This window comes from Anoxybacillus thermarum (genome assembly GCF_000836725.1).
In the GTDB taxonomy this organism is placed as follows: Bacteria; Bacillota; Bacilli; order Bacillales; family Anoxybacillaceae; genus Anoxybacillus; species Anoxybacillus thermarum.
The window spans coordinates 1-12,424 of sequence record NZ_JXTH01000006.1 but is presented as its reverse complement, the minus strand read 5'-3'; the positions used below and the strand labels follow the sequence as shown (position 1 = coordinate 12,424).

General features: G+C 41.4%; 8 protein-coding genes, 10 tRNA genes and 2 rRNA genes. All 20 read right to left on the bottom strand.

What is annotated here, in order from left to right; genetic code table 11:
• Window positions 1–5 precede the first annotated feature (5 nt).
• Window positions 6–1,850, bottom strand: coding sequence for a site-specific DNA-methyltransferase (locus tag LH47_RS02390; RefSeq protein ID WP_043964470.1), 1,845 nt, complete (start codon window positions 1,848–1,850; stop codon window positions 6–8).
• A 497-nt stretch (window positions 1,851–2,347) separates the two neighbouring features.
• Entirely contained in the window at window positions 2,348–4,150 is a 1,803-nt protein-coding gene (gene glmS / locus LH47_RS02385; RefSeq protein WP_043964468.1) for a glutamine--fructose-6-phosphate transaminase (isomerizing), read from the bottom strand.
• A gap of 389 nt (window positions 4,151–4,539) precedes the next feature.
• On the bottom strand, window positions 4,540–5,886 hold the full coding sequence (glmM, locus tag LH47_RS02380) for a phosphoglucosamine mutase (RefSeq protein WP_043964467.1): 1,347 nt from the start codon (window positions 5,884–5,886) through the stop codon (window positions 4,540–4,542).
• A 19-nt stretch (window positions 5,887–5,905) separates the two neighbouring features.
• On the bottom strand, window positions 5,906–7,138 hold the full coding sequence (locus LH47_RS02375; protein ID WP_043964465.1) for a CdaR family protein: 1,233 nt from the start codon (window positions 7,136–7,138) through the stop codon (window positions 5,906–5,908).
• Window positions 7,131–7,952: a diadenylate cyclase CdaA gene (cdaA, locus tag LH47_RS02370; RefSeq protein ID WP_042536385.1), complete on the bottom strand. Its 822-nt coding sequence runs from the start codon at window positions 7,950–7,952 to the stop codon at window positions 7,131–7,133. Before cdaA ends, LH47_RS02375 begins: the two co-directional genes overlap by 8 nt.
• A 63-nt stretch (window positions 7,953–8,015) precedes the next feature.
• Window positions 8,016–8,630, bottom strand: coding sequence for an anti-sigma factor family protein (locus tag LH47_RS02365; RefSeq protein WP_043964463.1), 615 nt, complete (start codon window positions 8,628–8,630; stop codon window positions 8,016–8,018).
• A gap of 19 nt (window positions 8,631–8,649) precedes the next feature.
• Window positions 8,650–9,213: an RNA polymerase sigma factor SigW gene (gene sigW, locus LH47_RS02360; RefSeq protein ID WP_009362620.1), complete on the bottom strand. Its 564-nt coding sequence runs from the start codon at window positions 9,211–9,213 to the stop codon at window positions 8,650–8,652.
• A gap of 123 nt (window positions 9,214–9,336) precedes the next feature.
• A complete protein-coding gene (gene rocF / locus LH47_RS02355; RefSeq protein WP_084221231.1) occupies window positions 9,337–10,233 on the bottom strand; it encodes an arginase in 897 nt (298 codons plus the stop codon).
• 138 nt (window positions 10,234–10,371) lie between these two features.
• A tRNA-Ala gene (locus LH47_RS02350) sits at window positions 10,372–10,444 on the bottom strand.
• A 1-nt stretch (window position 10,445) separates the two neighbouring features.
• Window positions 10,446–10,520 (bottom strand) — tRNA-Gly (locus tag LH47_RS02345).
• A gap of 6 nt (window positions 10,521–10,526) precedes the next feature.
• Window positions 10,527–10,599: transfer RNA gene (locus LH47_RS02340), tRNA-Lys, on the bottom strand.
• A gap of 146 nt (window positions 10,600–10,745) precedes the next feature.
• Window positions 10,746–10,820: transfer RNA gene (locus tag LH47_RS02335), tRNA-Gln, on the bottom strand.
• A 17-nt stretch (window positions 10,821–10,837) separates the two neighbouring features.
• A tRNA-Tyr gene (locus LH47_RS02330) sits at window positions 10,838–10,922 on the bottom strand.
• Window positions 10,923–10,927: 5 nt separating this feature from the next.
• A tRNA-Thr gene (locus LH47_RS02325) sits at window positions 10,928–11,003 on the bottom strand.
• A 174-nt stretch (window positions 11,004–11,177) separates the two neighbouring features.
• Window positions 11,178–11,250: transfer RNA gene (locus LH47_RS02320), tRNA-Val, on the bottom strand.
• Between the two features lie 8 nt (window positions 11,251–11,258).
• Window positions 11,259–11,330, bottom strand: a tRNA-Glu gene (locus tag LH47_RS02315).
• Between the two features lie 15 nt (window positions 11,331–11,345).
• Window positions 11,346–11,418, bottom strand: a tRNA-Thr gene (locus LH47_RS02310).
• Window positions 11,419–11,420: 2 nt separating this feature from the next.
• Window positions 11,421–11,495: transfer RNA gene (locus tag LH47_RS02305), tRNA-Asn, on the bottom strand.
• A 166-nt stretch (window positions 11,496–11,661) separates the two neighbouring features.
• A 5S ribosomal RNA gene (rrf, locus tag LH47_RS02300) occupies window positions 11,662–11,778 on the bottom strand.
• 368 nt (window positions 11,779–12,146) lie between these two features.
• Window positions 12,147–12,424: ribosomal RNA gene (locus tag LH47_RS02295) — 23S ribosomal RNA — on the bottom strand; the annotation flags it as partial.

The following is a 12,424-nucleotide window of genomic DNA, read 5'->3' as shown; positions in this document are numbered from 1 at the left end:
CTTCATCAGACAGTTTTAAAGACGATTCCAGCTTCTTTAAACTCCAACACTGTATTTGTTTTTAATTGATCTTGATTATGGAAAGCTGAGTCTAAACAGATAAATTGTTTAGGATGCAATTCAATAATTTTTGTTATTAAATCTTTGTCAATAAAGTCTTCTAAACAAACAATTAAATCTCCATCTTTAATGCTATAAAGTTCTTTATTTTGGTCGATTTTCTCCACTTTATCCGTTAACATAAAGCCTGATTTTAACATGATTTCATACAAGATATCCGTTTTTGTTCTACCTTCTTGGATATTATTTACAAATAATCTCAACTGTTCAGCTAATTCATCAGGATTTTGAGACGCTTTTTCTCCATCCCAAATTTTAAAGTTACTAGAAGTTAATTTAAAAAATTTAAAACCGATACCCTCGAAAGATTTACCGGATTCTTCTATTTTTTGTATAACTTTCGATATTCTTGCTTTACATATTTCCGAAATCGTTTTATATCCAGCTTCTCTCGCTGCTGATCCCTCTTTTGTAGGTTCTGGTAGCTGTATGAGAATAAATTTTCTATTTCCACCATCTTTGTTCATGTTCAATATGGCATCACCAGTAACACCTGTTCCAGCAAAAAAGTCTAAAATGATATCATCTTCATTCGTACCAATTTGAATAAGTCTTTGTATCAATTTTGAAGGTTTAGGATATGGAAATAGTTTTTCAGCACCTAACAAGTTTTTTAATTCATCATTTCCTAATGCATTATCTCCAGCAAACTCTCTAGTAAAAAGAGTAACAGGTACTAATCCATCTTGAACGTCTTTAAGGTAACGCTTAATCATTGGGTAAGAATCGCCTTCTCCCCAAATAATCCTGTTATTTTCAATAGCTTCCTTTATGGTCTTTTCACTGTATCTCCAATATTTACCTGGCGGTCTTTTTAAGACTACTCCGTTCGGTTTGACAATTTCATAATCAGCATCATATGGATTATTCGCATAAATAGGATCTGGTTTCCAAGGACCATTCGGATCATTGTCAGGATTGGAATAAGCATCCGTATTTTCACGTGGTAATAAATTCCTTACCCAGCCCTCTTCATTTTCTTTTGTAATTTTCCTTTTGGCATAACATAAAATATATTCATGTGAATCAGAAAAATATTTAGCGGAATTTTTTCTTGTATGTACTTTTTCCCAAACTATTTCAGCAACAAAATTTTCTTCTCCAAATATCTCATCTAGCAGATAACGAAGATTTTTTACTTCATGATCATCTATTGAAACAAAAATTACCCCATCATCCCTTAATAAGTTTCTAGCTAGAAATAATCTTGGATACATCATGTTTAACCATTTAGAATGCAATCTCCCTGTTGTTTCTGTATTACTGCTTAGTTGAAATCCCTGTTCGTTTATTTGACCGGAATATTTTAGATAATCGTTTAATCCTTCTTTGAAATTATCAGGATAAATAAAGTCATTGCCTGTATTATAAGGAGGATCGATATAAATCATTTTAATTTTACCGTAATAACTTCTTTGCAATATTTTTAATACTTCTAAATTGTCGCCTTCAATAATTATGTTTTCAGTTTTATCAAAATTTATTGATTCATCAATTACGGGTATTAAGGTTCCAGAACTTTGCACTTGTATTGTTTTGATGGCTTCATTTTTACCAACCCAATTCAGTTCATATCGCTCTTTGGTGCCGTTAACTTCTTCTCCTAAAATTAAACGGAGTTTTTCGAAATTTATTTTTCCTTCAGTTACTACTTCAGGGAATAATTGTTTTATGTATTTAATTCTTTCCTCAAGCAAATCTTTTGATTTTAAAGAAAGTTTTTCACTCATTTTTGATCACCTCTTTTTTAATTTTAATATAAAATGATTCATATCATTATAAAAAAAGTAGAAGTTTTATTTTCATTTTTTAATTTGGATATAATGCGTTTTTTGTCCTTTAAACAAAAACTATCATATTAAATTTGATTTATTAACAAAAAGTTTTCTGTTAAAAAAGCGTTAGCTAAGATGCTAACATCATTTAGCATAAAATTAATTTTTCAGTTTAGAGCTTTATTTTGTAGTATATATCTTTATTTGGCAAAGACATATACGATTTTTTATAAACACATGCACTTCGTTTATTGATAAAAAAAGGGACATTAGCATAAAGCTAACATCCCTCATTCGGTTATCATGTTCAGTTATCAACTTTATTTTCTGCGAACACATGTCAGTTCCCGACTTTTTTGTTCGGTATCCAACTTTTTTGTCTGGTTCCCGACTTTTTTGTCAAGTACCCGACTTTTTTGTCATTCAACACCATGACGTGTGTTTTTTAAGCTTTATTCCACCGTTACAGACTTCGCTAAGTTGCGTGGTTTGTCGACATCGCAACCGCGATGTAATGCCGCATAGTAAGCAATGAGCTGCAATGGAACGACAGATGCAAGCGGCGTAAGCATTGGATGAACAGCTGGAATGACGAAACGGTCGTCCTCCATGTCTAATCCTTTCATGGAAATGATGCACGGATTTGCACCGCGAGCGACAACTTCTTTTACGTTCCCGCGAATGCTTAAGTTGACATGTTCTTGTGTCGCTAGAGCAATCACTGGTGTGCCATTTTCAATTAAAGCGATCGTACCGTGCTTCAATTCTCCACCTGCAAAGCCTTCTGCTTGAATGTAAGAAATTTCTTTTAGCTTTAGCGCGCCTTCTAATACGACATAATAGTCGACCGCGCGACCGATAAAGAAGCAGTTGCGTGTTGTCGCTAAATATTCGCGCGCAATTTGTTCCATTTCTTGTTTCGCATCGCAAAGTGTTTCCATCGCATTCGCAACAATACCAAGTTCTTTTGTTACGTCAACATTCAACTCGATGCCTTTTGCTTTTGCAGCCACCGCAGCTAACATCGCAAGCACCGCAATTTGTGCTGTATATGCTTTCGTTGATGCAACAGCGATTTCTGGTCCAGCATGAAGAAGAAGCGTATAGTCTGCTTCGCGCGATAATGTCGAACCCGGTACGTTCGTAATCGTTAACGATTTATGGCCAAGCTCTTTCGTGCGCACGAGCACCGCGCGGCTATCTGCCGTCTCCCCGCTTTGTGAAATATAAATAAAGAGCGGTTTTTCCGATAAAAGCGGCATGTTGTATGAAAATTCGCTTGCAATGTGCACTTCAACAGGGATTTTCGCCCAGTTTTCGATCAATTGCTTACCGACTAAACCAGCATGATAGCTCGTGCCGCACGCGACAATATATAAGCGATCCGCTTCATTAATCGCTTGCACAATGTCTTCATCAATCGCCAGTTCACCTTGTTCGTTGCGATATTTTTCAATTAAACGGCGAATGACAAGCGGCTGTTCATCAATCTCTTTTAACATATAGTACGGATACGTTCCTTTTTCAATGTCGCTTGCATCCAATTCCGCCACATATGGCGCACGCTCTACCACTTCACCATTTAACTTTTTAATTGTCACACTTTCTTTTGTGACAATAACGATTTCTTTATCCATGAGCTCGACATATTCATTTGTCACTTGTAACATCGCCAATGCGTCGCTTGCGACGACGTTAAATCCTTCACCTAATCCAGCTAAAAGCGGGCTTTTGTTTTTCGCCGCGTAAATGATGCCATCATTTTCTGCATCAATTAAAGCGATCGCATACGAGCCTTTCAATAACGAAAGCGTCTTACGGAACGCTTCTTCCACCGACAATCCGTCATTTACAAACGTTTCGATTAACTGGACAATAACTTCTGTATCTGTGTCACTTTTAAACGTCACATGTGCTAAATAATCGCGTTTTAACAATTCGTAGTTTTCGATCACACCGTTATGCACAAGCGTGAAGCGGCCAGATGCACTTTGATGTGGATGAGCATTCACGCGGTTTGGCACGCCATGTGTCGCCCAACGCGTATGACCGATGCCAAGCGGTGCATCTACATCTTCTGCAACGACGGCACGCAAGTCGGCAATCCGTCCTTTTTCCTTAAATACATGTACACCTTTTTCATTTAATAAAGCAATCCCTGCAGAGTCATATCCTCGATACTCTAATTTCTCTAATCCGTACAATAAAATTTCTTTTGATGGTTGTTCACCAATATAACCAACAATTCCGCACATAACAAGTCCTCCCTAATGATAGGGGCAAGAAGGGGCTCTTGCCCCTTAAATAATTGATGAAATGGCGATGAACGTTCTTTCCTTTGTGCAAAGAGTCGCCTCTTTGTTTTAAGAAAGAACTTGCGGCTGTCATCGCATCAGCCGGGAGGCATCCGCCGAACACTCGATAAACCTCCTCCTCGTCAACTAAGCTTTTTTCCGTCCAAGCTTAGTCCAGGCGCTTTTATACAGTTGTTTTCCGCTACCCTCCTTTCATGTAAGATGTCAAACAACAACAGTTTACAACAACAAAGAGGCAAACGTCAATGTGAATCGCTTACCCCTGTATAAACAAAATATGCATAAATGGAATAAACCGTTCCATTTATGCATATCGTTTACCAAAAACATTATTGTGCGCCAAAACGCTCACGAATAACAGACGCAATGCGCTCGACGTATTGATCGCAAAGCTCATCTGTTTGTGCTTCTGCCATTACGCGAACGAGCGGTTCCGTACCAGACGGGCGAACGAGAATGCGGCCGTTTCCAGCCATCTCTCCTTCCACTTCGCGAATGACACGCTGCACCTCTTCATTCGCAATCGCCTCATGTTTATCTGTTACTTTCACATTCACTAATTTTTGTGGATATTTTTTCATTTCCCCCGCTAGCTCAGAAAGCGGCTTTTTCGTCATTTTCATGATGTTGACAAGCTGCAGCGCCGTCAGTAACCCGTCGCCTGTCGTATTGTAATCGAGGAAAATAATATGCCCCGATTGTTCTCCACCTAAATTGTAGCCGTTCTTTTTCATTTCTTCGACGACGTAACGGTCGCCAACAGCTGTTTGTACGCTTTTGATCCCTTGCGCTTCAAGCGCCTTATAAAAACCGAGGTTGCTCATCACCGTTGAGACGACCGTTTGCTGTTTCAAGCGACCTTGTTCATGTAAATATTTTGCACAAATGTACATAATTTGATCGCCATCAACGATTTGACCGTTTTCATCAACCGCAATTAATCGGTCTCCATCGCCATCGAACGCTAAACCTACATCGGCTCCTTTTTCCTTCACAAACGCAGCCAACGCCTCTGGATGTGTCGAACCGACACCTTCGTTAATGTTTAATCCGTTTGGAGATGCACCCATCGTAGACACATCAGCATCTAAATCAGCAAATAAATGCGTCGCTAATGACGACGTCGCACCGTGCGCGCAATCAAGCGCGACGTGAATGCCTGAAAAATCTTCGTCCACCGTTTGTTTTAAATATTGTAAATATTTTTGTCCGCCTTCAAAATAGTCGTTTACCTGCCCTAAATCTTTCCCGATCGGGCGTGGCAACGTATCTTGTTCACTATCGAGAAGCGCTTCAATTTCTAACTCTTGTTCATCAGAAAGTTTAAAACCGTCTGGTCCAAAAAACTTAATGCCGTTATCTTGGACAGGGTTATGCGAAGCAGAGATCATCACCCCTGCTTGTGCGCCTAACGCTTTTGTTAAATATGCCACGCCCGGTGTAGAAATAACACCGAGGCGCATCACTTCTGCCCCGATGGAAAGCAGTCCTGCCACTAGCGCTCCTTCAAGCATATGACCAGAAATGCGCGTATCGCGCCCGATTAACACTTTTGGACGTTCTTTATCCTTTGTTAATACGTAGCCACCAAAACGACCGATTTTAAAAGCTAATTCTGGCGTTAATTCGCTATTGGCAATCCCTCGCACACCGTCTGTTCCGAAATACTTACCCATGCTATCGCTCCTTTTATCGTTACTCATTTCTTGTAATACGAATGGTTGCTTCTTTTTGTGGTAGTTTCCAGCGAACGTTTTGAGGTCCACTGACTTCAATTGGGACGTTATGTTCTCCAATGCCTAATTCACTAACATTTAAGTATACCTTAATATCTTTCAATTGAATATCATTCAGTACACGTTGAGCCCCTAAAGCCGTTAGTGTAATATTTCGATTAGCAGGATCGACAAATTCAGCCTTGTATGCGTCGTTTAGTCCAATGATTTCAATTGGAACTTGATCAAATGTTCTCTCTTTTTCTTGTTCAATCTCAATTAAAATTGTAACTTTCGCTGGATCCACTGCTTTGACCCCTTTTGGTACAGGTACATCGACTTGTAAAGTTGTATTGCCTGTAATATCGCTTAAATCGACTTCAATGCCGCTAATAAATTCGATGTCGTCAATTTTTGCTTTTTGTCCAAAAATCGTTACTTCGCTCGGAATCACTTCCATTTTACTAATGCTTAATCCTTCTCGTAGCGCTCCTTTTCGATCAATTTTTAATGGGACAGTTTTGCTTGGGCTTTTAATTGGCACAGTAATGTCAACGATAGACGGCTCAACATCAAGAGGCAACACATTTCCTTCTTTATCATACACCGTCACTTTCGACTCTCGCTCAATCGTTTCTTCGACTCCTTTTAAGTCAACACGTGCCTTTACTAACGCAACTTTTTCAACTAACGTTTTTGCGCCTGTCACTTTCACAATATTTGGCTTAACAATTGGCTGTTCCGGTGAATACCCGTCTACAACTTGTGATTTATTAATGAAATCAACTTCGACCGAAAAATCTTTTGACACACGCTCGTCAATCGTCACAGTAATTATCGCTGGATCAATAGTAACGCGTAACTTTTCAGAAATATTTCGGTATTTCAAAGGAACTGTATGCTTACCAATCGGCAGTTTAGATAAATCAACATATACTTCAAAATCTCGTTGCAGCTTCGTTGGCGTAACGATGCTTTTCGGCCCCTCAAGCATCACATTAACGGATTGTGGGATACCAGAAACAACAAGGTTTTCTTGATCGTAATATGCGACGACGGGAACGTCCGTCACTGTTTCGACATCCGTTTGACCGACCGTATTTCGTGACGTGCTATTTGATTGTGTTTCAATATTCACTGAAACGTAAATCATAAGCGCCAGCAACAAAGAAAAAATGCGTATAAACCATGGGCTATTCATCCATTTATCCACTTTTTTTCGCCCTCCACTGCCAACGAGATGAGGAAGTTGTCTTCGGTTGAACGAGCTCTTTCGTCAGCAATTCTCGTAATACATCTAACTTTAAGTCACGGTAAAGCTCCCCATTTTTCGTAACAGAAACCGCTCCCGTTTCCTCGGACACAACGACGGTAATGCTGTCTGTTACTTCACTAATACCTAATGCAGCGCGATGCCTTGTACCAAGCTCTTTAGAAATAAACGGGCTTTCCGACAACGGTAAATAACAAGATGCCGCAGCAATTTGATTTTTTTGAATAATGACAGCCCCATCGTGAAGCGGGGTATTCGGAATAAAAATGTTGATAAGCAACTCTGATGAAACATGTGCTTGTAAAGGAATGCCAGTTTCAATATAATCGCCCATTCCCGTTTCTCTTTCAATAGAAATAAGAGCTCCAATTCGCCGTTTTGCCATATACTCTGTTGCTTTTACAATTGCTTCGATCATATGCGTTTGTTCTTCCTCTTCAGGCGTTGTGCTTCGCGAAAACAATTTGCCCCTTCCGAGCTGTTCGAGCGCTCGGCGTAGCTCAGGTTGAAAAATGATAATAATGGCTAAAAAACCCCATGTGATCGCTTGATCCATCAACCATTGCAACGTACTTAATCCGATAAAGCTACTTACAATTCGGACAAGAATAATAACAATAATTCCTTTAAGCAGTTGCACGGCCTTCGTACCACGCACAACCATAATAAGTTTATAAATGACGAACCAGACAACAAGAATGTCTACAAACTTAATGAGGTAATTTACAAATGTCGGGAGCTCTCCAAATGGCATTCTTACACTTCCTTCACTCATTCTAATTGCTCTCACATGTAAAAAAGCCATCAATATGGATGGCTATTTCGTTAATGTTTTGGCGATATTGTAACCGACTCTTTTTACATTATACCAAATCCAATCAAATACTTCATTAACTTCTTCAATTTGTCCGGTAACTTCCCCAGCAGAAGCTAAATATTTATGGCCGTTAATGACCGTCACATTGCCGTGCACTTCTCCTTCAATTTTAATATCGCCGTTTCGGACAACAATATCGCCTTCAACGACTTTTCCTTCTGGCACGATGACAGTATGATTTCGAACAATTAAATGTTCTTGTTTAGAAAATGAAAATTCATTATCCTCTTGCCAAACTGCCCATAAGCTACTCATGCTTAGCAAAAAGAACAGCGAGGCGGCAGTCAGAAACGGATGATGAGTAAACCATCGTTTCCAACGCACACGCCGTTTTTCACGAGGTAAATTATACATCACTTTTTTAACAAAATCGTCTGAAGGGGTGAAGTGGGAAACATTTTCGACAAACGCCACCGTTTTTTCCAATGCATAAAAATGCTCTCGACATGCTTCACATTGTTGAATATGGCTGCGCAATCGTTGCTCTTCTTCTTTTTGAATGTCTCCGTCTAAGTAATCATGCATCCATTGAACAATTTTCTCAGAGCATGGCATCTGTCTCACTCCTTTTTCATCATAAATGGCCTAAATGTTTACGCAATGCTTCACGACCACGATGAATGCGCGTTTTCACTGTACCAATTGGCAAATTTAAAATGTCACTAATTTCTTGCAGTGATAGCTCGTCAATATATTTTAAGACGATGACAGTGCGATATTTTTCTGGTAGCTTTAAAATCGCTTCTTGCACCATTTGTTGTAACTCTAAGCTTTCTAATGCATCTTCCGGGGAAGCTCCTTCATCTGCAAGCTGCGAGTACATCGTTAATCCGTCTGTCCCTGACACTTCTGCATCTAAATAAACATCGGGCTTTTTTTTACGCATGCGATCAATCGATAAATTCGTCGCAATGCGATATAACCAAGAAGAAAATTTCATTGTGGGATCGTATGTATGAATGTTGACATACGCCCGAATAAACGCTTCTTGTGCAGCATCTTCTGCTTCATGACGATTTCCTAACATGCGATAGCACAGTTGATAAATTTTATCTTTGTACATTTCGACAATATCTGCAAACGCGCTTTGATCTCCTTTTTTAATCGCTTTAATGCGTTGTTTAATAAACATGTCCATTCCATATTTACCTCCGCACGGGGGCTACTATTTTATACGAATAACATAAAGCAAAGTTCCATAAATCGCAACGAATATGTTAATATTTTAAAAAAAAAATGGAGAGGGGCATCTTACCACCTCTCATACAAGCTTCTCACCAAACAACGATCCCATTAAAGCAACAGCGGTTGCAGCTGTTTTATTCCGTTCATCTAAAATCGGATTGACTTCAACAAACTCCGCTGAAGTGATGATTTGCGCTTCAGCTAACATTTCCATCGCTAAATGGCTTTCGCGATATGTCAGTCCACCAATTACTGGTGTTCCAACGCCCGGTGCATCATGTGGATCGAGACCATCTAAGTCAAGAGACAAGTGGACACCGTCTGTCCGTTCTTTTAAATAAGCGATTGTTTCTTCCATTACTTTTGTCATGCCTAGACGATCAACTTCATGCATCGTATATATTTTAATTCCTTTTTCTTTAATTAATTGTTTTTCCCCTTCATCAAGTGCACGAGCACCGATAATTACAATGTTTTCTGGCTTCAATTTTGGACTATATCCACCGATCATCGTTAAAGCCGGATGTCCAAGCCCTAAACTTGCAGCGAGCGGCATACCGTGAATATTTCCAGAAGGCGAAGTTTCCTCCGTATTCAAATCTCCATGCGCATCATACCAAATGACGCCTAAGTTTTTATAATGTTGAGCTACTCCTGCAAGTGTCCCGATCGCAATACTATGATCGCCACCAAGTACAAGCGGAAAACGACCTCTTGTTACAACTTCATCGACCGCAGAAGCAAGTTTTTCATTTGCTTCAGCAACCGCTTTCAAATTTCTTAATTTTGGATTCGTCACATCTTGGACGCGCTCAGCACGACCAATTTGAATATCTCCTAAATCTTCAATATCATGGTTTAAGCTTTCTAAACGTTCCACTACGCCAGCATAACGAATGGCACTTGGCCCCATATCAACACCGCGGCGTGTTTGTCCTAAATCCATTGGCACCCCAATAATCGAAATGTTCATCTCGATCTCCTCCCCTCGTTGCATCTGTTGTTTATTGTACATGAGGAGAAACAGTTGGCTCAACTCGACAACTTTTTGAATATTTATTCTATGAAAAACAGAAAAAAACCTTAGGTATTCCCTAAGGTTTCGACAAGATGGAGCCTATCGGGATCGAACCGATGACCTCCTGCGTGCAAAGCAGGCGCTCTCCCAGCTGAGCTAAGGCCCCATGGAGCGGAAGACGGGACTCGAACCCGCGACCCCCACCTTGGCAAGGTGGTGTTCTACCACTGAACTACTTCCGCAAACAGTGAGCCATGGAGGACTCGAACCTCCGACCCTCTGATTAAAAGTCAGATGCTCTACCTGCTGAGCTAATGGCTCATTAATAAATTAAAAAACCTTATCCAATTTTGTTTTACCTGTCCCTTCCTCTACTAGCACACCCAAGATGTCAAGTGCGTCGGGACAACTCGTAACATAATCGAAGAAGTTTCGCTCGTTGCTGAGCTAATGGCTCGTTATATCAATGGCTGGGCTAGCTGGATTCGAACCAGCGCATCACGGAGTCAAAGTCCGTTGCCTTACCGCTTGGCTATAGCCCATCGATTAAAAACAATCATGGTGGAGGGGGACGGATTCGAACCGCCGAACCCAAAGGGAGCGGATTTACAGTCCGCCGCGTTTAGCCACTTCGCTACCCCTCCGCGGATGGTGCCGGCTGCAGGACTTGAACCCGCAACCTACTGATTACAAGTCAGTTGCTCTACCAATTGAGCTAAGCCGGCACAACATAAAGTGAATCAAATTTCTAGAAGGTTTGTCAGTTGTGCCTCTTCCTCTACCAGCATACCCACTGATGATAGATGCGTCGAGGCAACTCGAAGCTTATTCATCGAAGCTTCGCTCGTCTCTACCAATTGAGCTAAGCCGGCACAATATGAAGTGTATTAAACATATGATGGAGGATGACGGGATCGAACCGCCGACCCCTTGCTTGTAAGGCAAGTGCTCTCCCAGCTGAGCTAATCCTCCATAAAAGATGACCCGTACGGGATTCGAACCCGTGTTACCGCCGTGAAAGGGCGGTGTCTTAACCACTTGACCAACGGGCCAACACACGACACACAAGCTTCCAACCGGGCTTGAACCGGTGACCTCTTCCTTACCATGGAAGTGCTCTACCAACTGAGCTATGGAAGCACTGGCTCCGCAGGTAGGATTCGAACCTACGACCGCTCGGTTAACAGCCGAGTGCTCTACCACTGAGCTACTGCGGAATAGTTTGTTAAGGTTAATCATTGCGCTTCATCAACATGTTATGCAACTTTACTGCCTCTTCCTCTACTCGCATATTCAACGATGATGGATGCGTCGAGGCAACTCGAAGCTTAAACGATGAAGCATCGCTCGTCACTAAGCTACTGCGGAATAATATATCATCTTGCCCGGCAACGTCCTACTCTCGCAGGCGGTGTCCCGCCAACTACCATCGGCGCTGGAGAGCTTAACTTCCGTGTTCGGGATGGGAACGGGTGTGACCTCTCCGCCATCGTCACCGAGCAATAATGCTTTAGACAAATGTTATTATAAAGGAATATTTTTTGTTGTCAAGCTTTTTTTATTCCTTCAAAACTAGATAACAGGGTTTGCGTAGTCGCCTACGCTTTTCATATTGTCTAGCTTCGAACTAACATCCTCCTACGCCTTCGCTTTTTCCGTTCGACGTGCACGCACGTCTTCGTCAAAAGCTTTTGGCTCCGTCGGACGTTTCCTTGGCTTCGCCAAGGACCGTTCTCAGCTTTTCTTGTTGTCTAGCTTCGGCTCCTAGCCCCTCGAACCGCTTCAGTCCTGCTGTGGCGGCAACAGCCTCCTCGCAGGCCTTTCGCGTTCTTCGTGGCTGAACAGTCGCCTACGCTTTTCTCATGTGTTTAGTTAAGTCCTCGATCGATTAGTATCCGTCAGCTGCACGTGTCGCCACGCTTCCACCTCGGACCTATCTACCTTGTCATCTTCAAGGGATCTTACTCGCTTGACGCGATGGGAAATCTCATCTTGAGGGGGGCTTCACGCTTAGATGCTTTCAGCGCTTATCCCTTCCGCACATAGCTACCCAGCTGTGCTCCTGGCGGAACAACTGGTACACCAGCGGTGCGTCCATCCCGGTCCTCTCGTACTAAGGACAGCTCCTCTCAAATTTCCTACGCCC

Excerpts from the sequence above, each read along its gene's own strand:
- LH47_RS02390 (WP_043964470.1), bottom strand. The coding sequence starts at position 1,850 with ATGAGTGAAAAACTTTCTTTAAAATCAAAAGATTTGCTTGAGGAAAGA.
- glmM (WP_043964467.1), bottom strand. The coding sequence starts at position 5,886 with ATGGGTAAGTATTTCGGAACAGACGGTGTGCGAGGGATTGCCAATAGC.
- glmS (WP_043964468.1), bottom strand. The coding sequence starts at position 4,150 with ATGTGCGGAATTGTTGGTTATATTGGTGAACAACCATCAAAAGAAATT.
- cdaA (WP_042536385.1), bottom strand. The coding sequence starts at position 7,952 with ATGCCATTTGGAGAGCTCCCGACATTTGTAAATTACCTCATTAAGTTT.
- rocF (WP_084221231.1), bottom strand. The coding sequence starts at position 10,233 with ATGAACATTTCGATTATTGGGGTGCCAATGGATTTAGGACAAACACGC.
- sigW (WP_009362620.1), bottom strand. The coding sequence starts at position 9,213 with ATGGACATGTTTATTAAACAACGCATTAAAGCGATTAAAAAAGGAGAT.
- LH47_RS02365 (WP_043964463.1), bottom strand. The coding sequence starts at position 8,630 with ATGCCATGCTCTGAGAAAATTGTTCAATGGATGCATGATTACTTAGAC.